Origin of the sequence: Nocardia elegans NBRC 108235, from assembly GCF_001612845.1 — a bacterium.
Taxonomy (GTDB): Bacteria; Actinomycetota; Actinomycetes; order Mycobacteriales; family Mycobacteriaceae; genus Nocardia; species Nocardia nova.
The window spans coordinates 1-22068 of record NZ_BDBF01000026.1 but is presented as its reverse complement, the minus strand read 5'-3'; the positions used below and the strand labels follow the sequence as shown (position 1 = coordinate 22068).

The window sequence follows — 22068 nt, the reverse complement described above, 5'->3', positions numbered from 1 at the left end:
GAGCTACCGTCGTGGCATGCACACCCTCGTGATGACCGGCGCGACACGTGGAATCGGCCGGATCGCTGCCCGGGAGATCCTGCGCCTCGCACCCGATACCCGCCTGCTGGTGCTGGCGCGCGGCGCGTCCGGACCACAGGTGTGCGCGGAACTGTCCGGTGCGGGATACGCGGCCTCGCATGTGGAGGCCGATCTCGCGTCGCTGGCCGGTATCCGTTCGGCGGCGCGGCGAATTCACGACATGCTCGATCGCGGCGAGGTGCCGCCGCTGGCCGGTTTCGTCGGCAATGCCGGCATCCAGTACACCGACGCGACCATCGCGACCGAGGACGGACTCGAGGCCACCTTCGCTGTCAACGTCGTGGCCAACCACCTGCTGCTGCGCCTGCTCGGCGACCGCTTCGTCGTGCCGTCGCGGATCGTGATCACCGTCAGCGACACCCATTTCGGCGATCTGCGGCACAACTTGGGCATGGTGCCCGGCCCGGTGTGGCACTCCCCCGATGTGCTGGCCCACCCCGGCGCCTTCGCCGATCCGTCGAGTACGGCAGCGGGCCGCACCGCGTACTCGACGAGCAAACTCGCCATGATCTATCTGGTGCACGAGTACGCGCGCCGGCTTCCTGCCGGAGTCGAGATCCTTTCCTACAACCCGGGTTTCGTTCCCGGCACGGAATTGACCCGCAACGCCGGCCGCCTGGAGCGCTTCGCCGCCCGCCGCCTCGCCCGCGCGCTCACCTGGACCCCGCTGGCGAGCACGCCGAAGACCGCGGGCCGGCGCCTCGCCGCAGTGGTCACCGGATCCGTCCGGGCCGAGTCCGGCAGCTACATCGATCGCCACCGGGTCACCGAGTCCTCACCCGAGTCCTACGATCCGGCTCGCGAACGCGAGGTGTGGGAGTGCGCCGAACGTCTCACCGCTGCGCATCCGGACTGAGCCGCTTCACCTTCCGCTAGCGTGATGCCACCGAACGGAAGGATCACCGGTGAAAGTGCATCTGCAGGTGGAGGGTTCGCCACTGCGCGCCCGCGAGAGCGCCCGGGCGATCGCCGCGCTCGGCGCCGACGGCATCTTCTCCTTCGAGGGCCCGCACGACGTCTTCGTGCCGCTGGTTCTCGCCGCCACGGAGACCGATCTGCGGCTGATGACCAATGTCGCCATCGCCGGCCCGCGCAGTCCGCTGCACCTGGCGCACACCGCCTACGATCTGCAGGCGCTCAGCGGAGGGCGGTTCCGGCTGGGCTTGGGGTCGCAGATCCGGGTGCACATCGAGAAGCGCTACGGCAGCCGGTGGGAACGCCCGGCCCGGCGCACGGGTGAATCGGTAGCGGCGGTGAAGGCCATCCTCGCGGCGTGGGAAGGTCACGCGCCCTTGGATTTCCGGGGCGAGTTCTTCACCCACACGCTGATGCCGCCGACATTCGATCCCGGCCCCAATCCGTTCGGCCCGCCGCCGGTGCTGATGGGCGCGCTGGGACCGGTGATGACCCGCACCGCCGCCGAGGTGGCCGACGGGCTGCTGGTCATGCCGTTCAACAGTGCCACTCATTTCACCCGGCGCACGGTACCGGCGCTGCGGCGCGGGCTGGCCGAATCCGGGCGCACGCTCGACGACTTCGAGGTGGTCGCGCAGGCCATGGTCGCGCTCGGCCGCACCGCGCCCGACCTGGCCGCCGCCGTCGACGCGGTCGCGCGGCTCATCGCCTTCTACGCGTCCACTCCGGCCTACCGCCCGGTCCTCGACGCCGAGGGCTGGGGTGAGCTGCAACCCGAACTCAACGCCCTGTCCAAACAGGGTCGCTACGCCGAGATGCGGGCGCTGATCACCGAGCCTATGGTCCGCACCCTCGCGCTGGTCGGCTCTCCCGCCGACTGTGCGGCCCAGGCTCACGCCCGCTTCGGCGAGTACGCCCGCGACATCTGCTGTTACTTCCCGGGTTACGACCCCGCGACCGACGACGTGGCCGAATTCGTGGGCCGGTTGCAGTCCGCGCGATAACGGTCAGAAATCTCCTTCTCGTTTAGTGGAAACTGAATTCTCACATGTCTATTATGTGATTCACCGCACTCAGGCCGCAGCGAGCCGACGCACGGGTGGCGGTGAAGGAGAAGAACTACCCATGGCAACCGCGACCACCAGCGTCGAAAGCCCCGATGACAACGACACCGGACGCCTGGAAAACGCCTCCACGCTCCGTGTCGTCCTCATCATCGTGGCGATCGTCGCGAGCACCGAGATCGTCCCGTTCCATTTCACGTTCATCAGTCTCAGCGCCCGCTTCATCGGTGAATCCTTCCCGGAGCAGAACGCCGGCCAGCTCACCTGGCTGACCACGCTGTACTCACTGATCGGCGGCGTAGCGGTACCGGTCTTCGGCAAATTGTCCGATCTGGTCGGCAAGAAGAAGATCATCCTGTTCTGCCTGTTGCTGTCGATCATCGGCTGCCTCATCGATGCCCTGACCTCGAACTGGGTGCTGATGCTGCTCGGCCGCGGACTGCAGGGGCTGGCCTTCCCGGCGATCTTCGTGTCCTACGGTCTGATCCGCGATCTCGCGCCGCGCCGCCACCTGAACATGGCGATCGCGCTCGCGGGCGGCGGCACCGGTGTCGGCGCGATCCTGGGCCCGGTGATCGGCGGCGTCCTCACCGACCACTACAGCTGGCGTTCACTGTTCTGGTTCTGCGTGATCTGGACCGTGGTGACGATCCTGCCGCTGGCACTGTTCGTGCCCGAGACCAAGCTGCGCGCCAAGGTCAAGATCGACCTGCTCGGTGCGGTACTGCTCGGCGCCGGCATCGCCGGTGTGCTCATCTATCTCAGCAACGGCGCCACCTGGGGCTGGGGCGAACTGTCGGCGCTGGCCTGGCTCATCGGCGGCGTGGTTCTGCTGCTGGCGTTCTACGTCTGGGAGCTGATCACTCCGGAACCGATCATGGATCCGAAGTTGTTGCGCGCCCCGCGGTTCACCGGCATCCTCGCCGCGGCGTTCCTGTCGGTGGGTGTCATGCAGGGCCTGTCGTATGCGATGGGCTATCTCGCGGAGACACCCGGCGGAGCCGAGGGTGAGGCGATCAAGAAGCAGATCGTCGACGGCGCGGCCGCCGAAGCCGCGAAGCAGGCCTCCGAACAGATGCATATCAAGGTCCCCACATCGGCTGTCACGCAATACTTCTCGGTCGAGGGCACCCTGCCCGGTTTCGGTCTGACGCTGCTGCAGTTCACCGTGCAGGCCATGCTGGGCCTGGCGCTGGTGTACGTGCTCGTCGCCCCGCTGTGCGGCTGGATGTCGACCCGGATCGGATTGCTCAAGCCCTATCTCGCCTCGACCATCGCGTTCGTGATCGGATGTCTGCTGTTCGCCCGCTTCCACGACAGCGTGTGGCAGATGGCGCTGATCGCGCTGATCATCGGTGTCGGTGCGGGAGCATATCTGGGCACCCTGCCCAATATGGTGGTGGAAGCGGTGCCGCAGGAACAGCAGGGCATCAGCGCCGGAATGTACGGAGCCTTCAACAGTTTCGGCACCGCGGCCGCCACCGCCGCCGTCGCGGCGGTCATGTCGGCGAACCCGCTGATACTGCACATCAACGCCCCCGGACACGTCGAGGAACGTAAACTGAACACCGGTCCACTGGCGCAGCTTCCGGACGGTGCCGCCTATACGAACATCTTCTACGTGTTCGCCGCCGCGTCCGCCGTCGCCTTCGTCCTGGCACTGGTGTTGCTGCGCAACTACAACCGGCCGAGTACCGGAGGTACCGCCCACTGAATCGACACCCGTTCTCGCCGCAGCCATTCCGCATCGGGCCACAGGAGGGCACGTGACCGGCAGACTCACCGACCGGGTCGCATTCATCACCGGGGCCGCCCGTGGGCATGGCCGCGCGCACGCGGTGCGGATGGCGCGCGAGGGCGCCGACATCATCGCCGTCGACATCGCGGGACCGCTACCGCTCTGCGTCCCTTACGATTCCGCGACCGGCGCGGATCTGGCCGAGACGGTCCGCCTCGTGGAGGCGGCCGGCCGGCGGATCCGCGCCGCGGCGGTCGACACCCGCGACCTCGACGGCATGCGCAAGGCCGTCGACGAGGGGGTGAGTGAATTCGGCCGGCTCGACGTGGTGGTGGCCAACGCCGGGATCGCGGTCCCGGAACCGTGGGATGCGATCACCCCGCAGTCCTTCCGCGACGTCATCGACATCAGTGTGACGGGCACGTGGAATACCGAGGACGTCGCCGATACCGTCTGCTGGCCGGCCTCCGACGAATCCCGGTATCTCACCGCGGCGGCGATCCCGGTGGACCGGGGCAGCACGCAGTACTGAAGTGGTTGGGAGAGAACAGATGAGCGACTTCGACAGCACCGTACCGACCCCGCGGCTCGCTGCGGCGTTGTGCACCGCGGCGCACCTGCTCGGCGACGAGGTGCGCGCCGTCCTGCTGCACAGCCCGCGCCCGGTCTTCCTGTTCTATCTGGCCCAGACCTTCGACCAGTTGGAGGACGATCTGTCCTCGGGCCGCCCGCCCGGTCCGGCGACCCCGGCCCAGCAGCTGTGCCTGCATCTGATGCTGGCCCACGCCGAAGCGCAGGTGCCGGCCCACGATCTGGCCCGGGCCCGGCATCGGCTGTTGCGCCACGACACCGGCGACATCCTGGCCGAGGTGCGCGCGGTCGCCGGAAAGTCCGGTGGCAGCTACGATTTCATCGCGCTGGGCGACGTCCTGGCCGTCGGCGGGATGGGCGCCTTCTTCGCACCGTTCGAATCGTCCGACCTGGCCGCCTGACAACCGGCGTCCCCGATGTCCGCCGATCGGCCGGGCGCGTCCCGGCGCAGCTTCCACGAGCTCGATATCTCCGATTCCACGTTTTGGCGCAACAACTTCCGCACCCGTGACCGGACCTTCGCGACGTTGCGGTCGGAACCGGGCCTGAGCTGGCATCCGCCCGTCGAGTCGATCTTCCCGCACGAGGAGCGCGGCTACTGGGCCGTCACCCGCCATGCCGATATCCAGCACATCAGCCGCCATCCGGAGATCTTCTGTTCCCGGATGGGCATCAGCATGGATCCGATGCCGGCCGAGATGCAACGCGCCATCTCGTTCTTCCTGACGATGGATCCACCCGAACACACGCGCTACCGCAAACTGATCAGCTCGGCGTTCACCCCGAAACAGGTGCGCCGCATCGAATCTCAGATCCGCGCCAACGCGGCCGTCGTGGTCGACGAACTCCTCGCCGACCTGCGGGCCGCCGGCACCGTCGACTTCGCCGCGACCTACGCCAAGAAGCTGCCGATGCGCACCATCTCCGACATGATCGGACTGGACCCGGCAGACCGGGAACCGGTGGCTTTCGCCGTCGAAAGCCTGTTCAGCACGACCGACGAGGAATACGCGAGCCTGGCCGAACGCGCCCCGCACCTGATGAGACAGCTGTCGGTGCTCACCGGGGCGGGCATCGATCTCGCGCGGCGCCGGCGCGAGCGGCCGCGGGAGGATCTGATGTCCGGGATCGTCGCCGCGGAGGTCGACGGGCACCGCCTCAGCGACGAGGAGATCGGCGCGTTTACGGTGCTGCTCGGCTCTGCCGGGAACGACACCACCAAACAGGCGAGTTCGCATGCCCTCGCCGCGCTGGCCGCACATCCCACGCAGCGGGCCTGGTTACTGGCGGATTTCGACGAGCGCATCGACGGCGCGGTCGAGGAATTCGTGCGCTGGGCGACACCGGTGATGCATTTCGCGCGCCACGCGACCGTCGATACCGACGTTGCCGGGACACCGGTCGCGGCAGGTGAGAAGCTGGTGTTGTTCTACTGTTCCGCCAATCGCGATGCCGCCGTTTTCGACCACCCGCACGCATTCGACCTCTCCCGCTCCCCCAATCCGCATGTGGGGTTCGGCGGTCCCGGCCCGCACTTCTGCCTGGGCAGGCAACTCGCGAAGATGGAATTGCGGCATCTGTTCCGGGAACTCCTGACCCGGCTGCCGGATTTCGACGTCGGCGAACCGGACTACGTGCACAGCGCTTTCGTGCACGGCATCAAGCGCCTGCCGCTCAGCCTGCGCTGACCAGCCGCAGCTCAGTCGCCGGATTCGCGGCTGAGCCCGCGCATCAGCAGGCGCCAGGCGCGTCGTGCGGTGGCCTGGCGCGCCGGAAGTTCGGTTTTGATCAGCACGGCCGCCAGCATGGCCAGAGCCGTCACGACGTCCTCGGCGGTGAGTTCCGGTCGCAGCGAACCACGCGAATCGGCATCGGCCAATTTGGCGCCGATCAGGTCGACGAGCCGGCGCGACACCTCGAACAGCCGGGGATCGTCGAAGCCGGTGGGGTCGATGGTGGCGATGAAGCCGGCCGAGACCGCGATCTGGTCGACGATGAAATCCAGCAGATCCACCGCCGTGGTCCCCGGCCGATTGGCCACCTCCTCGATCTCGACGATGTTGTCGTCGAACACCGCCAGGATCATCGATTCGCGGGTCGGGAAATGCCGGTACAGCACGCCCGGGCCCACTCCCGCCGCGCGGGCGATCGAGTTCATCGGAGCGTCGAAACCGTTCTCGGCGAACACCTCCCGCGCCGCGCGAACCAACGCCCGTCGGTTCGCCGCAGCTGCCTTCGGCCCTCGATTGGCCCGGGGTGACGCGGTCATCTGCCCGACGTTACCGCACGCGTGCCGCGACCCGGCATAGCGGACCGACGCCGTCGCCCGAGCCCGGTGTCGTTCGGCGCGTACGGATTTCGCGATCGCGGAGCCTCGCGACCTCAACTGAAACAAGTTGCAGTTGACGAGACCGGCCGGGTCGTACAGACTGCGCTAGCAACCGGAGACAGTTGTCCGGTTGGATTCGGTCGCACCGGTCCGGCACGCACCCCGCTTTCGCGGCCGGAGCGAACCTCGCGACCGATATTACGTACCTGTAGGTCTTGATGGAGAGTGCATGCCCCCGATGAAGCGACGCTCCTTTCTGCTCGGCGCCACCACCGCCGGTCTGACTCTGGCCACGGCGGCCACCGCGAGCGCCCAGCCCTGGATGACCACCGGGAGACGGCGCACGTCCGTCCCGCTGACCAGGGAAGATCATCGCGTCGTCATCATCGGGTCCGGATTCGGCGGCGGCGTCAGCGCGCTGCGGCTGGCCGAGGCCGGCGTCGACGTCCTGGTCCTCGAACGCGGGATGCGCTGGCGCACCGGCCCCAATGCCGACACCTTCCCGCATCCGTCGCGCCCGGACAAGCGCATGCTCTGGTACCGGTCCGCGCCGCAGGTGCTGGGCGTGCCGGTGGCGGTCGAGCCGTACACCGGCCTGCTGGAGGCCGTCGTCGGGGAGAACATGACCGCGGTCTGCGCAGCGGGCGTCGGCGGCGGCTCCCTGGTGTACCAGGGCATGACTTTGCAGCCCACCGAGGCGACCTTCGCCGCGGTCTTCCCCGCCGAACTCGACTACGCGCCGATGGCACGTGAGCACTATCCCCGGGTGGCGCGGATGCTGGGCGCCGATGTCGCGCCCGACGAACTGATCGACAGCGCCACCTATCTGCCCTCCCGGGCGTTCGCGCGCAACGTCGGCGCGGCCGGCTACGAGCTGTCGAAGATCCCCATGCCGATCGATTGGAGCTTCGCGCTGCGCGAGGTGCGCGGCGAGATGAAACCGTCCTACATCAACGGCGACTGCGCGCTCGGGGTGAACAACGGCGGCAAACATTCCGTCGATGTCACCTATCTGGCGCGCGCCGAGGCCACGGGCCGTGCCACCGTGCGGACCCAGCACGAGGTCACCGACGTGGCGAGGACGCCCGACGGCCGCTGGCAGATCAGCGTCGACCGGATCGATACCGCCGGACGGGTCGTGGAACAACTCGTCCTCACTGCGCAGGCGCTGATCATGGCCGCGGGCAGTATCAACACCACCAAGCTGCTGCTGCGGGCCGGAGCGAAGGGACAGATCCCGGATCTGCCCGACGGCCTCGGGGGCCAGTGGGGCAACAACGGCGACCGGATCTTCACCTGGACCAGCGCGACCGAGGATTTCGGCACCGCCCAGGGCGGGCCGGTGGTCTACGGCAGCAAGGAGTGGGACGACCCGGCCATCGCCAACACCGTGATCCAAGCGTCGATTCCGCCGGCCGGTGTCGACGCGCATTCGACCATGCTGGTCGGATTCGGAATCACCGACGGCCGTGGACATCTCGCCTACGACGCGGCCACCGACGACGCGAAACTGTACTGGCCCGCCGATGCCGACGCCGCACTGCAGCAGCGCATCGCCGCTCGCGTCCACGCCATCGCGGGACCCGGCAGTACGGTGCTCGACACCAATGCCGCGGCCCCGAGCACCTGGCATCCGCTGGGCGGCGCGCCGATGGGCACGGTGTGCGATCTGGAGGGCCGGGTCCACGGCACGCGCGGTCTCTACGTCCTCGACGGCGCCCTGATTCCCGGCAGTACCGCGGCCTGCAATCCGTCGATGACCATCGCCGCGGTCGCCGAACGCGCCCTCGACCGGATCGTCGCCACCGATATCGGCACCGTCATCTGAGGCGCGGCACGCGCGCCTCGCCGCTGCGCCGCGCGGCCTCGGCTTCGATCCAGTCGCCGATCATGTGCGCCGTCATATCGATGGCCTCGCGGCGTTGCCGCTCGTCGAATTCGATGGCCGAGGCCCGCAGCACCGCGGAGAAGCCGGTGTTGATGATGACGAAGGTCATCACGTCGTATTCGTGATCGTCGCCGGGGCCGAGTACCTGGATCAGCAGCACCTTGATCAGCAGCCGCAGCCGCGGCTCGAACTCCGGGATGCCGCTGCTGTAGAACTGCACCCCGGCGACGAGTGCCCGGACCAGGAGCGCATTGGCCACCAGTTCCTCGGCGATCGAGTTCAGCAGGCGAGCGGTCAGCTCGTGCATGCTGGCGTCCGAGCGGTCGAAAATGCTGTCGGTGGCGCGCTTTTCGATGTTCTCGAGCAGACGCGCGAGCAGCTCCTCGACGATGACGGTGCGATCGGAGAAGTAGCGGTACACCGTGCCGATACTCATCCCCGCCTCGGCGGCGATCCGGTTGGTCGAGGTGTTGGCGATCCCACGCTCACCGAAAAGCCGGGCGGCGGTGTCGAGGATCTGCTCCCGGGTCGCCTTGGCGCGCTCCTGAGTGGGCCGGCGACGCTGCCCGGCGGCCTTCGACGCCATCACACACTCCTACCCGGTCTTCGCCCGAGGACCGATCGCCGATCCTAACCCGGCGGACGGTCCCGCCGAGACCTGGGAAAGTTCCCAAATTATTTTCTCCGGCCGGGAAAAAGCGGCTACCCTCGATATCGCGGCGCGATCGCCCAGCGTTGTGCGACGCGTCGTGCCGACCGTCGCTTCCCGAGGAACAGCGAGACCCCATGGCGGAGACCGATGATGCGGTGGCCGCCCCCGCCCGTGCTCGCGGACGCCCGCCCCGGCTGAACCGTCATCTCATCCTCGCCGCCGCGCGCGACCTGGAGCCGGAGAATCTGACCATGCAGGCGGTGGCCGACGCGCTGGGCGTGCATCGCAAATCGCTCAACTATCACGTCAGCGACCGCCAGGGCCTGCTGGAACTGGTCGCGTTCGACGCGTTCGACACCGGCTTCCGCCGGGTCGACCTGCCCGAGCGAGCGGACTGGCGTGAGCTGCTGCGATCGTTCGGCTACGCGGTGGTCGATGCTCTGGTGCAGGTGGGGGCGCTCATCGCCTACGTTCGGTTCGACGGGAAGGCGGGGCTGTCGGCACTGCAACTGGTCGAACGGATCATGGCCGCGTTGGTCGGCGCCGGACTCGAGGTGAACGAAGCCGGTCGCACGCTGAAACTTGTTGCCGCGATGGCCTATTCGGCCGCACGCGAGGCGCTCGACGCCACCGGCGGGCCGGCCGATCCGCAAGCGGCCGCGGTGCGGCGCACGCTGGGAAACGAGTCCGGATTCCCGCTCCTGCGCGCGGTCGCGACCGCGCGCGAGAGCGACGGCCGCCCCGGTGAGCAGTTCGAATTCGTTCTCGCGCTGATCATCGAGGGCCTGGAACGGCGGCTGGAGGTTCGGCACGGCGCCGCTGCGGTGGCGCCGACGGGTGGTTCCGGCCGGTGACTTCACGCCGGCGCGGGTCAGTGTTCCTTGGCGCGCCGGTCCACGGCCTCGGCGAGATAGTCGCCCAGCTCCTCGCGCAGCACACGATCCAGCGACCGTGCCAGGGTGTTGTTCACCGCTGTGACGGCGAGACCGCGTAAATGGTTGAGCATCTTCGCGGTTTCGGCGATTTCGTCGTCGGTGTCGGGCAGCCAGCCGGGGCCGTGGGCATCGACGATCTGTTGCTTGGCGACCGACATCATGTCGTGGGCGATCTCGTCGAGGCGGCCGCTGACGGCTGCCTGCAGATCGGCCAGCCGGCCCAGCCGGAACCCGTAGCCGTGCAGTTCGGCGAAATTCTCCAGCAGCTGCGGATCGGTGAATTCGATTGTCTCCGTGCCGATCCGGGCCAGCCCGAGTTCGGCGAGACGTTCCAGGATCTCCGGATCGGCCGCCTCCTCGCCCAGGAAGGTGTCGATCAATTCGCGCGGTACCTGCAGCGTCTCGTCCTGCTGCCCCCACGCGGCGGTGACCGCGTGCTGCAGCCCCAGGATCTCGGTGAGGTCCTTACCCGTTTCCCAGCCGGTGATGAAATCGGCGATATGGGCGGTGGTGAACCCACGCTGCAACAGCACGTCGATGATCTTCAACCGCTCCAGATGGGAATCGTCGTAGATCAGCGCGCGCCCGATCCTGCGCACCGGCGGCGGCAGCAGGCCGCGTTCCTGGTAGGCGCGCACATTGCGGCTGGTTGTGCCTGCGGCGCGGGCGAGTTCATCGATGCGGTACTCCGCCATCCCGTTCTCGCCCACCCTTTCCTCGTGCCGGACGCCGACCCGCGTCGCACCCGCCTCCGGCCCGTGTGAGCAGCTCGGGCGCGACGCATCGTGTCGACATTAGCCCAACGAGGTCACCGCCCGATCGGCGACAGGCGCGCGGGCGCCGCCCCGCCCGGGGATCAGCACATAGTCGTGCGGATCGAGGGTGGCGAGCTGACCGGTGAACTGGCTGCCGAAGCCCGGGAACATGGTCGCGTTGAAGCCGTCCTCGGTCAGATACCAGCTGCGGCACCCGGAATTCCAGGTGGTCGCCCGCAGCCGGCGCTGCAGCCGGTGGTTGTAGCGGTCCTGCCGGTCGCGGCGCACCTCGAGCGAATGCAGATTCCGCTCGAGCAGCATGCCGATCGCCGCGGCGAGATAGTCGATCTGCGCCTCCATGTACACCAGCGCCGAATTGTGCCCGGGGCCGGAATTGGGCCCGAAGGTGAAGAACAGGTTCGGGTAGCCCGCGACGGTCACACTCTTGTACGCGTATGCGCCCCTGCGCCATTCGTCGTCCAGGACCCGCCCGCCGCGGCCGGTGATCGGGATCGGCGCGCCCGCCTTCGACACCTCGAAACCGGTGGCGAACACGATGCAGTCGAACCGGTGCTCGATCCCCTCGGCGGTGCGGATGCCCGCCGGCGACATCCCCGCGATCGGCCAGGTGACCAGGGTGCAGTTGTCGCGCTGCAGCGCCGGGTAGTAGTCGCTGCTCATCAGCAGCCGCTTGCATCCGGCCCGGAAATCGGGAGTCAGTTGCCGCCGCAACCACGGATCGCGGACCTGACTGTGCAGATGGGCCAGTGCCACCGATTCCACGATCCTGGTCAGTGGGGTATTCCACACCACGCCCAGCGCCACCGATTCATGCCCCCAGAACCAGGCCTGCCGGGCGAGCTGCTGGGTGAGCGGCAGGTGCCGGTACAGCTGCCGGGTCAGGCCGGTGGTGTGCCGGTTGATCCGCGGCAGAACCCAGCCGGGCGTGCGCTGGAAGACCTTCACCGACCCGGACCGCTCGACCAGTTCCGGGACGATCTGCACCGCGCTGGCGCCGGTGCCGACCACGGCCACCTTCTTACCGGTGAAGTCGTAGTCGTGATCCCAGCGGGCGGAGTGGATCATATGCCCCTCGTAGCTGTCGCGACCCGGGATGTCCGGCAGGCTCGCATTGGCCAGCGGCCCGGACGCGAGCACCACCGAACGGGCCCGCACCGGTGGCCGGCCGGCGTCGAAGGCGATCTCCCATTCTCCCGCCGCCTCGTCGTAGGCCAATCCGGATACGTTGTGCCCGAAGCGAATCGATGCGCCGAGTGCGAACTTCTCGACCATCGCATCGATGTAGCCGAGGATTTCCGCACTGCCGGAATAGGTCTGCGACCACTCCGGATTCGGCGCGAAACTGTAGGAGTACAGCCGCGACGGAATATCGCAGGCCGCCCCCGGATAGGTGTTGTCGCGCCAGGTGCCGCCGACCCGCCGGTCCCGTTCGAAGATCGCGATATTCGTGATTCCGCGCTGCCGTAGCCGGATCGCCGCCCCGATCCCGGCGAATCCGGCTCCGACGATCGCGACGTCCAGCACGGTGTTCCCGCTCATCACGCGACCGGCTCGTAGGTCAGTTCCTTCGACCAGGTCGGCTGCGCGGGCAGCACCCGGTCGGGGATGCGGGCGGTCACCTTCACCAGCGTGTCGGCCAGCAGGTGGTAGGGGTGGTCGCGGTTGATCACCCAGTCGCTGTGCATCTTGACGATCCGGTACATCGGCACCCGGTTCACCACGGGGGTACGCTCCCCGACCGCCTTGAACCGGCGCATCGCGGCATACAGCTTGTCCTCGTCGACGCCCATCGCGACGATGTTGTCGCGCATCTTGTTCAGCAGCGGCACATAGCTGAGCACGCCGATCATCAGCGACGGCTTCACCCAGCCTCCGACCAGATCGATCGCGAGTTTGCGGGCGGTGGAGTGCCCGAGCAGTTCCATCACCGCGTAATCGGTGGCCAGATGCCGGGATTCGTCGGAGTTGATCTTGCGGAACACCTCCTGGGCGATCGGATCGGCGATCTCGTCGGTGACGAATTTGATCAGCGCGCCGTCGAGTGCCACCTCCAGCATCGGAATCACCGTGCCCAGAAACGACAGCGACATGCCGTCGGCGTATTTGTCGAGGAAGTCGATAACCAGCTTGACGTTGATATTCGGTTCGGGGATCTCGTCGCCGTCGAGCATGCCCCAGCGGCGCATCAGGGCCAGTTCGGCATTGGCGTGGCGCTGTTCCTCGGCGTGGAAGTACCGGTAGATCTCGCGCAGTGTCTGCGTCGGGGCCTTCTTCGCCATCGCCGCGAAGCCGCGCGCGCCGACGTTCTCGATCCACATCAGATCCGCCATGAACGGCGTCAGTTTCGCGTGCAGTTCGGGATCGATCAGTTCCGCGCCCGGTGCGTCCCACTCGATATCGGCCAGCGCCCACTGCCGGGACTTGATCTTGGCCAGCATATCGTCGAAGTCGAAGGACATGTCAGACTCCTGTCTTCTCGCTGTCGGCCGATGCCGGAGCCGAATCCGCTTGCGGCAGATATCGGTTCAGCACGCCGAGGGCCCGGGTGTAGGTGGCCGGGAATTGTCGTTTGAGATGCCAGACGACCACCGCGTCCAGCTGCGGCAGCACATGCAGGCGGCCGCGCTCGTGGGCGTCGAGGGTGATGCGCGCGACGTGGCCGGGCGAGAAGCCGGTCCAGCGCATCAGTTCGGTGGCCAGGCGGGCCGATCCGGCGGTGATGCGCCCGTCGCGGGCGACGTTGGTGCGCACGAAGGTCGGGCACAGTACCGTCACGGTGACGCCGGTGCCCGACAGTTCGGCGGCGAGGGTTTCCGACAGCGACACCACGCCCGCCTTGGAGACGTTGTACGGGGCCATCGCGGGTGCGGCGGCGAATCCGGCCGCCGAGGCCACATTGATGATGCCGCCGCGCCCGGCCCGGCGGAGCCGCGGCACGAACAGTTCGCATCCGTGCACCACACCCCACAGGTTGATGCCCAGCGCCCACTGCCAGTCCTCGAATCCGATGTCGCCCACCGGCTTTCCGCCGATGCCGACACCGGCGTTGTTGATCACCAGGGTCGGCGGGCCGTGGAAGATCGCTTCGCTGTGCTGCGCCAGCGATTCCATCTCCGCGCGCTGGGCGACGTCACAGCGATACGCGTACGCGCGGCGGCCATGGATCCGGTCGATGAGCGCGACCGTCTCCTCGGCGCGGCCGAGGTCGATGTCGGCACAGATCACCTCTCCCCCGCGCCGGGCCAGCTCGAGGGCGAAGGCACGCCCGATCCCGCTGCCGGCTCCGGTGACGACGGCCTTCGCGTCATAGGTACTGCGGTCGCCGCCGATCACCGACCGCAGCGCCGCATTCGCCCCCGCCATCGCATCCACGATCCACATCACTATCCCGCCTCTCGGGCACTCGATACCGGTTGTGCCGCACGGGATCGCGCGAGTACCCCGGTGATGAAGGCGGCCGCGCGGTGCAACGCCGCCGCGGCCTCCGGTACGGCCAGCGGCAGCACCGGCCCGCAGATCGCCATGATCGACGCGACCAGCCCACGGGCCGCGGCGATGCCGAGCGGATTCGCCGGCAGCAGGCAGTTGATCGGCCGTACCCCGTACCGTCCCGCGGTCAGCGCCAGCCGCGAACGCAGCGACGGTGACGACGGGACCGGTGCGGTGGCCGACGGTGAGGTCTCCGTTGACCTTCTCGTCTCCATATACCGAGCATCAGCTACCTATGTGCCATTTGTCAATGGCAGATAGCATGGCTGGTCGCGCCCCGGCTGGGCCACCTCCGTGACCAGGGCGCCGAGCATGTCCCGCGCGAGTTCGGCGTGTTCGCGTAGGTCCGGAGAGGCTTCGTTCGCGGCGAGTTCGACGATGGTGTTCAGTTCACCGAAGGCCACCACCAGGCGTCGCAACGCGGCGCGCTGCTGGGCGGCCGAGAGGCCGTTGATACTCACATCCGAGGGATCGCCACGCCGGATGTTTCGTTACGGTGCCGAACGATCGAGCAGTGCACCGGCCGGACCGAGGCTCAGCATGCCGGTGCCCGCTCCGAGCAGTTCGCCGCGCGCCGGGGACAGGGCGCGATGCACCTGACGCGCGGTACTCCGGTCCGAGCATCGGTCGGCGGCGATTCCCAATAGCGCCCAACGCAATTCGGCCAAGTGGTCCGGCGCCGGCGCCGGCGCCGCGCGCAGCAGTTCGTGGGCGCGCTCGGGTTCGAGCAGCGCGGCGACATACGGAGTGTTCGGCCCGAAGTCGGCCGCGGCGAATTCGGCCGGGTCCCGGCCTGCCCGCAGCGCGAGGCACAGGCCGGTCAGCGGCGCGAGACCCGCTGCGACACCGGGCATGCCGCAGCCCGGCAGGGTGGCGAGCGCGCGTTCGTAGGCGTCTGCCACTTCCGGTTCCGGCCGGTCGGTGAGGACCGTGCGCAGCGCGCGGTACCAGGTGGTGAACACCCCGACGAGGTCGCGCTCGTAGCGCACCGCGAGCCGGTCCGCCGCGGCGGCATGCTCGTCGGCGACGCCCACCTCGCCCACCGCGGCCGCGGCCTGCATCGCGACGAGGTGACCCAAGATCAGGTAGGTCGACAGGTCGTGCCGGCGCGACACCGTGATCAGCTCCTCGGCGAGCCGCGCCCGCATCGGCCAGCGGCCAGGCGTGTGGAAGGACTGCAGGAATCGGGCGTCGAGAGCGAGCACGAGCACGGCCGGATCCCCCAGGTCGCGGGCGATGCGTTCGGCCGCTCGCGCGGCGTCGGCGCCGGACGCGCCACGGCGGCCGACGGGTTTCGATCGCGAACAGCGCGAGCAGCCGGGCGCGCAGCGCGGGCGCGGCATCGTCGTCCAAGCGTTCGAGGGTGGTGCGGGCGGCCTCGGCCACGCGCGCCGACCGGGCCGGATCATCGAGCACCGACCAGACCCCCGGTACCTCCATGCGGGTCAGCGCGGTGGCCGTGAGTTCGGGATCGTCACTCGCGAACAGGTCGTCGATGGCGTGCGCCCGGCGATCCTGGGCGGTCATCAGACCGGTCGCGTCGGTCAGGGCCAGGCCGCGCAGCAGATCGGCGGCGGAGGTGATGCGGCTGCGCGGGCCGGTGGCACCGTAGGCGGCGACAGTGTCACGCCACAATCGGCGCTCACCGAATTCCGTTTCTCCGGTGAGGATTTCGCGTTCGAGGGCGATCAGTTCGGCGCTGGGATCCAATCCGGCTTCCGTGCCCAGCCGGGATCGGGCCCGCCGCAGCGCCGCCAGCGCGTCGGCCCGCCGCCCGGCCTGCCACAGTCCTCGCGCCTGCAGCAGCCAGGCTCGCTCCCGCACGGGATGCTCGTGCAGATAGGTTTCGAGTTCGGCGACGGCCTGTTCCGGCCGTCCCTGGCGGATCCGCGCCTCCGCGAGCATTTCCACTGCCGCAGAACGTAATTCATCGAGCTTCGCGATGTCTCCGGCCGCCCACCGGTAGTCGCCGTAGGCGTCTCCGCGCCAGAGCGCGAGGGCCGTCTCCAGCGTCTCGATCCGCTGCGGCCCGGCCTGATTCGCCGCCGCGCGGACCAGATCGTCGAAATACCAGGCGTCGACGTGATCGCGAGGCAGCACCACGCGGTATCCGGCGCCCTCGGTGACGACCACGCGGGAAGGGGTGCGCGGCGCGCGGCCGGGTTCCAGGGCACGGCGCAGGGCGGCGACGAAGGTGCGCACGGCGGCGACCGCGCCCGGCGGCGGGTCCTCCCACAGGTCTGCCACCAAGGCCGGCACCGGCACCATCCGTCCGCCGGCGGCGATCAGGCGGGCCAGCACCTCGGCATGCCGGGGGCCGTGCAGCGGCAGCGGCGTCCCGTCGGCGGCGACGGCCCGCACCGGGCCCAGGACACCGGCCGTCGGTGCCGCGTCGGAGCCGGTGAGCTGCGCACTCATCGGTTGCTCATTGCCGCCGCCGAGCATGGATATCGCACCGAACCAGCCTAGAGAAGGGATCGTCACCGCATGTCCGCACCCACCGTCCCCGGTCTTTACTACGATCGCGTTCCGGTCGCCGAGGATGTCGCGTTGTCCGTGGCGCACGCCGGCTCCGGTACTCCGATCGTGCTGTTGCACGGCTTTCCGCAGACGCATCTGATGTGGCGTCACGTCGCACCGGCGCTGGCCCGCGACCACACGGTGCTGTGCCCGGACCTGCGCGGCTACGGCGACAGCGACAAACCGGTCGCCGCCGATTCCGGCACCTATGCCAAACGCACGATGGCCTCCGATGTGATCGCGCTGGCCGACCACTTCGGATTCGATCGGTTCGCGCTGGCCGGACACGACCGCGGCGCCCTGGTGGCGATTCGCGCCGGACTCGACCGTCCCGATCGGATCTCCCATCTCGCGGTGCTGGATGTACTGCCGACATCGGATATGTGGGAGGTCCTGCACGGCCGTACCGCCGCGGTCGCCTTCCACCTCTATCTGATGGCCCAGCCGCCCGGGCTGCCCGAGCGCATGATCCGCGCGAGCGCCGACGACTTCTTCGGCCATTTCCTCGACGCCTGGTGCCTGCGCCCCGACGCGATTCCCGACGACGTCCGCCGGGAGTACCTGCGCGCGTGTGCCGGCGCGGTGGATTCGATCGTCGCCGATTACCGTGCCTCGGCCACCGTCGATCTCGACCACGACCGGGCCGACCGCGCCGCCGGACACCGACTCACCATGCCGGTCACCGTGATTCAGCAGGATTGGGGCGCCGAACTCGGTTACGACGCGGCCGCGGTATGGCGTGAATGGGCCACCGACCTCGACCACCGCACCCTCGCGCTGGGACATTTCATGGCCGAGGAGGCGCCGGACGCGGTGGTCGATGTGATCACCGATCTCCTGCGGCGCTGAGCGACACGCCGGGCATATCGCGGCCGAGGGAGGCCGGCAGTTGCCGACGAGGGAACCGCCGGCTTTCCTCGGCGCGGGCGAGCTGCCGGCGCCGAAAACTGAAACCCCTGCACCACTGCGGGTTTCACCGCCACATGACCTGCTCCCCCGCGTAGCGGATGCGCACGTGCCATAGCGGGCACGTACAGTGCGCGGTATCGGACGAGCGCAGGCGAGGGGGCCGTAGAGGTGAGCAGCGACAGCCGGGCCGACGAGATACGCAGCGGCGGCGAACCTAACGCGCACAGCGGCGCGACCGCGATTGCGCCCACCGACGCCGATGTCGATACCGCTCTGGATTTCGAGACGCACACCGGTGCGGTGACGATGGCCGACGAACGCATCGGCGTCAACGACGCGGTCGCGGCCGTCCTCACCCGCTGGATCGGATCGATGCCCGCGCTGTATCTGGTGCTCATCGGGTTCAGCGCCTGGATGGCGCTGGCGACCTGGGGGCCGCTGCGCCCGGTAGACCCGTATCCGTTCCCGTTCCTGCTGTTCGTCGACAATGTCGCGCAGCTGATCCTGTGCCTGGTGATCCTGGTGGGCCAGCGGGTGCTCAGCGCCGCCGCCGACCGCCGGTCGGTGCAGACCTACGAGAACACCGAGGCGATCTTCGCCCAGGTCGCGGATCTGCAGGCGCATCTGGACCACCACGACCGCGCGCTCAGCCGGGGCCTGAGCCTGCTCGAGTCGACACCGCATCCGTGGATCGAACGGCATCGGGTGCAGCCGCCGCCGCAGGCCGCCGACCAGGCGGTCAGCACCAACGACCGGATCGCGGTGTGGCTGACCGAGCGACTGGGCAGCGTGTGGGGCTTCTATCTCGCGCTCGGCTCGCAGATTCTGTGGGTTGTGCTGGCGCAGGCGGGAATTCAGCGGGTGGACCCGTACCCGTTCGCCTTCATGGCGTTTCTGTCCACGCTCGCGCAACTGGTGTTCATGATCGTGATCATGGTGGGCCAGGACGTGCTCGGGCGCACCGGTGACCGCCGTTCCGAGCAGACCTTCCTCGACGCGCAGGCGGTTCTGCACGAATGCCGGCGGATGAAGGCCCGGCTCACCGCACAGGACCGCGTCATCGACAGCCTCACCGGATACGTCACCGACCGGGTCAGCGAACAACTCGGGCGCGCGCTGCACGAAACCAGCGAACGGGTCGACCACCAGGCCCGCGCTCACACCGTCATGACCACCGGTGAGGCGCCGGCCGACGCCGCCGCCCTGCGCCACTGGAACGAACTCAGCGACCAGGACCGCCGCACCTATCGGCTGCAGGCCCGCGGTATCGGCGAAGATCTCGCCGCGATCGGCTGCTTCATGGTGCCCGCCTTCGATCCGGCCTTCGCGGTCACCTTCGACGACGACGAGATCGGGCTGCTCGCGCGGCTCGACTACGAACGCCGGATCGCGGATCGGCGCGCCCTGCTCGGCGGAGCCGCCCACCCCGACCCCGACGACGCCGAACCGCTGCCGTGGCCGGAGCTGCCCCGCTCTGCGCGGATCCGCTACCTGCAGGCGGCCCGGCGCATCCCGGTCATGGTCTCCGGTGCCGGCTTCCAGGTGCTGCGCAGCACCCCGCCCCGGGTCCGCGACGCCGCCCGCGCTCACCTGACGTAAGGTCGCGATCCATGAGCGAGGATCTGTTGGGTAAGGGTGCGCTGGTCAGCGGTGCGAGCCGCGGTATCGGGTACGCGGTGGCGGCGGAGCTGCTGCGACGTGGGGCGAACGTGCTGATCACCGCCCGCAAACCGGAACCGCTGGCCGAGGCGGCCGACCGGCTGCGCGCGCTCGGTCATCCGGGAAAAGTCGTTGCGCTGGCGGGCAATTCGGGTGACGAGGCGGCGCGGGCCGAGCAGGTGGACACCGCCGTCGCCGAATTCGGATCCCTGGACATCCTGATCAACAACACCGGCATCAACCCCGTCTACGGGTCGTTGATGGAGGCCGATCTCGGGGCGGTGCGCAAGATCTTCGACGTCAATGTGGTCGCGGCGCTGGGCTATGTGCAGCAGGCCTACCGGGCGTGGATGGGCGAGCACGGCGGCGCGGTGGTGAACCTCGCGAGTGTGGCCGGCATCCGCTCGACGGGTGTGATCGCCGCCTACGGCGCGTCCAAGGCGGCCCTCATCCGGCTCACCGAGGAACTGGCCTGGCAGCTGGGTCCGTCGATCCGGGTGAACGCCGTCGCGCCGGGCGTGGTCAAGACGAAATTCGCCGACGCGCTGGTCACCGACAACGAGGAGGCGGTGGCCGCGACCTATCCGCTGCGACGCCTGGGCACGCCCGAGGATGTGGCCGCGCTGGTCGGATTCCTGGTCTCCGATCAGGCCGCGTGGATCACCGGCGAAGTGGTGCGGGTCGACGGCGGCCTGCTCGCAACCGGCGGTATCTGAACCGGGCGACCGCACACCCCGTCAGCGGAAGGCGAGGGCGCCGAGGATGTCGTCGTGCCGGTACTTCAGGTACTTCTTCACGGTGCCCTCGTCCACCGAACTGGTCGCGGTGGCGAAGGTGACGACGAGGAACTGCTTCTCGGCGTCGTCCTTCCACTTGCCGGTCGTGAAGTTCGAGATGTAGGTACCGGGCCGCAGTTTCAGGTCGTCGTCGGTATACGCGCCGGGTGCGGCCGCGGCGGTGTCGCTGCTCGACATCCCCATGATGAATTGGGTCAACATCAGCGAACCGCCCTCGGCCTTGTACACCATCTCCGCCGCGTACCGGCAGCCCAGCGACGTGAGTTTGCCTCCGACCTCGATATCGGCGCAGCTGGGATGGTCGCGGCCCTCGATCCAGTCGGCGTGTAGTTCCACATCGCCGGCCTTGAAGTTCCAGTCGTGCCCGTATTCCTGATAGCTCAGGTGCCCGGACGTGCCGGGACTCGCGCTGGTGGTCGGGGCCGCGGTGGTGGTCCGGGCGTCGGTGGTGGCGGGCACGAGCGAGGGCGTGCTGGTTCCGCCGGCCCGGTCGTCGCCGCCGGAGTCGCGAGTCGCGACCACCACGATGCCGACGGCGATCACCAGCAGCGCGATCACGCCGAAGACGATGCCGACGACGAGCCCGCTGTTGTTCTTCGGCGGCGGCGGAGTCGGATAGCCGCCGGGCGCGGGCTGCCCCCAGTTCGGCGCGGGCATCTGCTGATCCCACGCCGGCGTCTCCCACCCGCCCGGTGCCGCGTCCCAACCCGAGCCGGGCCGGTTCGGGTCGCGCCCCCACCCCGCGTCGTGGGGCTGTTGCGGGCCGTAACCGTACGGCCCGGATCCGGGGGGATACGTCATCTTGCCACCTTCCGCGTCCCGGGGCAGCGCCCTCCGCGGTTGTGGTCCCCCCGGGCATCGTGGGTCGACCCTACCGGACCCGACATACCCCCCGTGATGCGACGGCCGGTCACACCGCGTCCGTCCGATCTGCTGCAATGGCGGCATGAGTGCCGATCTCATCGTCTGCGGGCTCGGCCCGTCCGGGCGGGCGCTGGCGCATCGCGCGGCCGTCCGCGGACTCGCCGTGACCGCGATCGATCCGCATCCGTGGCGCCGGTGGCCCGCGACCTACGGCACGTGGGCCGACGAATTGCCGGACTGGCTGCCGGCCCGGGTCGTGGCCGCGACGATCGAGCGGCCGCTCGCCCGGGGTATCCGCGAGGTCGAGATCGCCCGTACCTATCAGGTTTTCGACACCGCGGCGCTGCAGGACGCGCTGGACCTGTCCGGCGTGCGGGTGATCGCCGACCGGATCCTGGACATCGAGCGGCCCGACCGCGTGCGGCTGGCCTCGGGCCGGACACTGACCGCGCACCGCGTGGTCGACGCCCGCGGACTGGCCCGCGACGTGCGACGAGCCGAGCAGACCGCCTACGGCGTTGTGCTGCACCGTGATCGCGAACCGGCCGTCTTCATGGACTGGTCCCGGGACAACGGCACCGAGGCCGATGAACCGGCGTCGTTCCTGTACACAATCCCACTGGGCGGCGGCCGGGTGCTGTTCGAGGAGACCTGCCTGGCCGGACGGCCGGCGATCGGCCAGGACGAGCTGCGGCGCCGCCTGGAACACCGATTGCGCTGCCGGGGAATCGAATTCGGCGCGGACGCACCGATCGAACGGGTGCGCTTCCCAGTCGAGGGCGGCCGGGCTCGCGACGGCGTCTTCGGGGCGGCGGGTGGACTGCTGCATCCGGCGACCGGATACAGCGTCGGCGCCGCACT

22 protein-coding genes and 1 pseudogene are annotated in these 22068 nt (G+C 68.9%); 12 read left to right on the top strand and 11 right to left on the bottom strand.

The genetic code is table 11. The features are described 5' to 3' along the window. Nucleotides 1-16 precede the first annotated feature (16 nt). The 6 genes from NE2_RS19055 to NE2_RS19030 all read left to right on the top strand — a co-directional run bounded on the left by NE2_RS19055 (nt 17) and on the right by NE2_RS19030 (nt 6077). Entirely contained in the window at nt 17-937 is a 921-nt protein-coding gene (locus NE2_RS19055; RefSeq protein ID WP_030514553.1) for an SDR family NAD(P)-dependent oxidoreductase, read from the top strand. Between the two features lie 49 nt (nt 938-986). Continuing rightward, a complete protein-coding gene (locus NE2_RS19050) occupies nt 987-2000 on the top strand; it encodes a TIGR03617 family F420-dependent LLM class oxidoreductase (RefSeq protein ID WP_063028021.1) in 1014 nt (337 codons plus the stop codon). A gap of 121 nt (nt 2001-2121) precedes the next feature. After that, nucleotides 2122-3774, top strand: coding sequence for an MFS transporter (locus tag NE2_RS19045; RefSeq protein ID WP_063028020.1), 1653 nt, complete (start codon nt 2122-2124; stop codon nt 3772-3774). A gap of 52 nt (nt 3775-3826) precedes the next feature. Continuing rightward, nucleotides 3827-4330: an SDR family NAD(P)-dependent oxidoreductase gene (locus tag NE2_RS19040; protein ID WP_063028018.1), complete on the top strand. Its 504-nt coding sequence runs from the start codon at nt 3827-3829 to the stop codon at nt 4328-4330. A 19-nt stretch (nt 4331-4349) separates the two neighbouring features. Next, nucleotides 4350-4790 (top strand): hypothetical protein, encoded by a 441-nt coding sequence (locus tag NE2_RS19035; RefSeq protein ID WP_063028016.1) that lies wholly within the window; start codon nt 4350-4352, stop codon nt 4788-4790. A 15-nt stretch (nt 4791-4805) separates the two neighbouring features. Continuing rightward, entirely contained in the window at nt 4806-6077 is a 1272-nt protein-coding gene (locus NE2_RS19030) for a cytochrome P450 (RefSeq protein ID WP_063028014.1), read from the top strand. 11 nt (nt 6078-6088) lie between these two features. Here NE2_RS19030 and NE2_RS19025 read toward each other — a convergent pair whose 3' ends face one another. Next, complete coding sequence (locus NE2_RS19025; RefSeq protein ID WP_030514558.1) at nt 6089-6658, bottom strand: TetR family transcriptional regulator; 570 nt, start codon at nt 6656-6658, stop codon at nt 6089-6091. A gap of 289 nt (nt 6659-6947) precedes the next feature. On the opposite strand from NE2_RS19025, the gene NE2_RS19020 reads away from it, so the two are divergent. Beyond that, nucleotides 6948-8546, top strand: coding sequence for a GMC oxidoreductase (locus tag NE2_RS19020; protein ID WP_063028011.1), 1599 nt, complete (start codon nt 6948-6950; stop codon nt 8544-8546). On the opposite strand, the gene NE2_RS19015 is transcribed toward NE2_RS19020, so the two are convergent. Beyond that, entirely contained in the window at nt 8539-9192 is a 654-nt protein-coding gene (locus NE2_RS19015) for a TetR/AcrR family transcriptional regulator (protein WP_063028009.1), read from the bottom strand. The two genes, NE2_RS19020 and NE2_RS19015, sit on opposite strands and share 8 nt — an antisense overlap. Nucleotides 9193-9392: 200 nt before the next feature. On the opposite strand from NE2_RS19015, the gene NE2_RS19010 reads away from it, so the two are divergent. Continuing rightward, entirely contained in the window at nt 9393-10112 is a 720-nt protein-coding gene (locus NE2_RS19010; RefSeq protein ID WP_063028007.1) for a TetR/AcrR family transcriptional regulator C-terminal domain-containing protein, read from the top strand. A gap of 17 nt (nt 10113-10129) precedes the next feature. Here NE2_RS19010 and NE2_RS19005 read toward each other — a convergent pair whose 3' ends face one another. The 8 genes and pseudogenes from NE2_RS19005 to NE2_RS37690 form a co-directional block, all read right to left on the bottom strand. Beyond that, the gene (locus NE2_RS19005; protein WP_063028005.1) at nt 10130-10888 is read right to left on the bottom strand and encodes a MerR family transcriptional regulator; all 759 of its coding nucleotides are present in this window, start codon (nt 10886-10888) and stop codon (nt 10130-10132) included. Between the two features lie 99 nt (nt 10889-10987). Continuing rightward, the gene (locus NE2_RS19000; protein ID WP_063028003.1) at nt 10988-12508 is read right to left on the bottom strand and encodes a flavin-containing monooxygenase; all 1521 of its coding nucleotides are present in this window, start codon (nt 12506-12508) and stop codon (nt 10988-10990) included. After that, entirely contained in the window at nt 12508-13428 is a 921-nt protein-coding gene (locus NE2_RS18995) for a ferritin family protein (RefSeq protein ID WP_063028001.1), read from the bottom strand. Before NE2_RS18995 ends, NE2_RS19000 begins: the two co-directional genes overlap by 1 nt. 1 nt (nt 13429) lies before the next feature. Beyond that, nucleotides 13430-14332, bottom strand: a complete 903-nt coding sequence (locus NE2_RS18990) for an SDR family NAD(P)-dependent oxidoreductase (protein ID WP_063028144.1) — start codon at nt 14330-14332, stop codon at nt 13430-13432. A gap of 20 nt (nt 14333-14352) precedes the next feature. Further along, nucleotides 14353-14673, bottom strand: a complete 321-nt coding sequence (locus NE2_RS18985) for a hypothetical protein (RefSeq protein WP_063027999.1) — start codon at nt 14671-14673, stop codon at nt 14353-14355. Between the two features lie 18 nt (nt 14674-14691). Further along, nucleotides 14692-14919, bottom strand: a complete 228-nt coding sequence (locus NE2_RS18980; protein ID WP_063027997.1) for a hypothetical protein — start codon at nt 14917-14919, stop codon at nt 14692-14694. 30 nt (nt 14920-14949) lie between these two features. Next, the gene (locus NE2_RS37190) at nt 14950-15669 is read right to left on the bottom strand and encodes a hypothetical protein (protein ID WP_233429825.1); all 720 of its coding nucleotides are present in this window, start codon (nt 15667-15669) and stop codon (nt 14950-14952) included. Between the two features lie 514 nt (nt 15670-16183). Then, nucleotides 16184-16726 (bottom strand): annotated as a pseudogene (locus tag NE2_RS37690) (AfsR/SARP family transcriptional regulator); the annotation flags it as partial. A 219-nt stretch (nt 16727-16945) separates the two neighbouring features. On the opposite strand from NE2_RS37690, the gene NE2_RS18960 reads away from it, so the two are divergent. The 3 genes from NE2_RS18960 to NE2_RS18950 all read left to right on the top strand — a co-directional run bounded on the left by NE2_RS18960 (nt 16946) and on the right by NE2_RS18950 (nt 20262). Then, entirely contained in the window at nt 16946-17827 is an 882-nt protein-coding gene (locus NE2_RS18960; RefSeq protein ID WP_063027989.1) for an alpha/beta fold hydrolase, read from the top strand. A 228-nt stretch (nt 17828-18055) separates the two neighbouring features. After that, nucleotides 18056-19486: a DUF1003 domain-containing protein gene (locus tag NE2_RS18955; protein ID WP_063013937.1), complete on the top strand. Its 1431-nt coding sequence runs from the start codon at nt 18056-18058 to the stop codon at nt 19484-19486. An 11-nt stretch (nt 19487-19497) separates the two neighbouring features. After that, nucleotides 19498-20262, top strand: coding sequence for an SDR family oxidoreductase (locus NE2_RS18950; protein WP_030514570.1), 765 nt, complete (start codon nt 19498-19500; stop codon nt 20260-20262). A 21-nt stretch (nt 20263-20283) separates the two neighbouring features. Here the strand turns inward: NE2_RS18950 and NE2_RS18945 are convergent, their stop codons facing one another. Then, nucleotides 20284-21144, bottom strand: coding sequence for a hypothetical protein (locus NE2_RS18945; RefSeq protein WP_146165170.1), 861 nt, complete (start codon nt 21142-21144; stop codon nt 20284-20286). Between the two features lie 145 nt (nt 21145-21289). Here NE2_RS18945 and NE2_RS18940 point away from each other — a divergent pair. Beyond that, the coding region (locus NE2_RS18940; protein ID WP_063027985.1) for a lycopene cyclase family protein at nt 21290-22068 on the top strand (779 nt) is incomplete at its 3' end.

Bases quoted from the DNA above. Each gene is read 5' to 3' on its own strand.
- NE2_RS19000 (WP_063028003.1), bottom strand. From the start codon at position 12,508: ATGAGCGGGAACACCGTGCTGGACGTCGCGATCGTCGGAGCCGGATTC.
- NE2_RS18985 (WP_063027999.1), bottom strand. From the start codon at position 14,673: ATGGAGACGAGAAGGTCAACGGAGACCTCACCGTCGGCCACCGCACCG.
- NE2_RS18995 (WP_063028001.1), bottom strand. From the start codon at position 13,428: ATGTCCTTCGACTTCGACGATATGCTGGCCAAGATCAAGTCCCGGCAG.
- NE2_RS18945 (WP_146165170.1), bottom strand. From the start codon at position 21,144: ATGACGTATCCCCCCGGATCCGGGCCGTACGGTTACGGCCCGCAACAG.
- NE2_RS19055 (WP_030514553.1), top strand. From the start codon at position 17: ATGCACACCCTCGTGATGACCGGCGCGACACGTGGAATCGGCCGGATC.
- NE2_RS19030 (WP_063028014.1), top strand. From the start codon at position 4,806: ATGTCCGCCGATCGGCCGGGCGCGTCCCGGCGCAGCTTCCACGAGCTC.
- NE2_RS18960 (WP_063027989.1), top strand. From the start codon at position 16,946: ATGTCCGCACCCACCGTCCCCGGTCTTTACTACGATCGCGTTCCGGTC.
- NE2_RS19010 (WP_063028007.1), top strand. From the start codon at position 9,393: ATGGCGGAGACCGATGATGCGGTGGCCGCCCCCGCCCGTGCTCGCGGA.
- NE2_RS19035 (WP_063028016.1), top strand. From the start codon at position 4,350: ATGAGCGACTTCGACAGCACCGTACCGACCCCGCGGCTCGCTGCGGCG.
- NE2_RS19015 (WP_063028009.1), bottom strand. From the start codon at position 9,192: ATGGCGTCGAAGGCCGCCGGGCAGCGTCGCCGGCCCACTCAGGAGCGC.
- NE2_RS19045 (WP_063028020.1), top strand. From the start codon at position 2,122: ATGGCAACCGCGACCACCAGCGTCGAAAGCCCCGATGACAACGACACC.
- NE2_RS19025 (WP_030514558.1), bottom strand. From the start codon at position 6,658: ATGACCGCGTCACCCCGGGCCAATCGAGGGCCGAAGGCAGCTGCGGCG.
- NE2_RS19005 (WP_063028005.1), bottom strand. From the start codon at position 10,888: ATGGCGGAGTACCGCATCGATGAACTCGCCCGCGCCGCAGGCACAACC.
- NE2_RS19020 (WP_063028011.1), top strand. From the start codon at position 6,948: ATGCCCCCGATGAAGCGACGCTCCTTTCTGCTCGGCGCCACCACCGCC.
- NE2_RS18950 (WP_030514570.1), top strand. From the start codon at position 19,498: ATGAGCGAGGATCTGTTGGGTAAGGGTGCGCTGGTCAGCGGTGCGAGC.
- NE2_RS18990 (WP_063028144.1), bottom strand. From the start codon at position 14,332: ATGGCGGGGGCGAATGCGGCGCTGCGGTCGGTGATCGGCGGCGACCGC.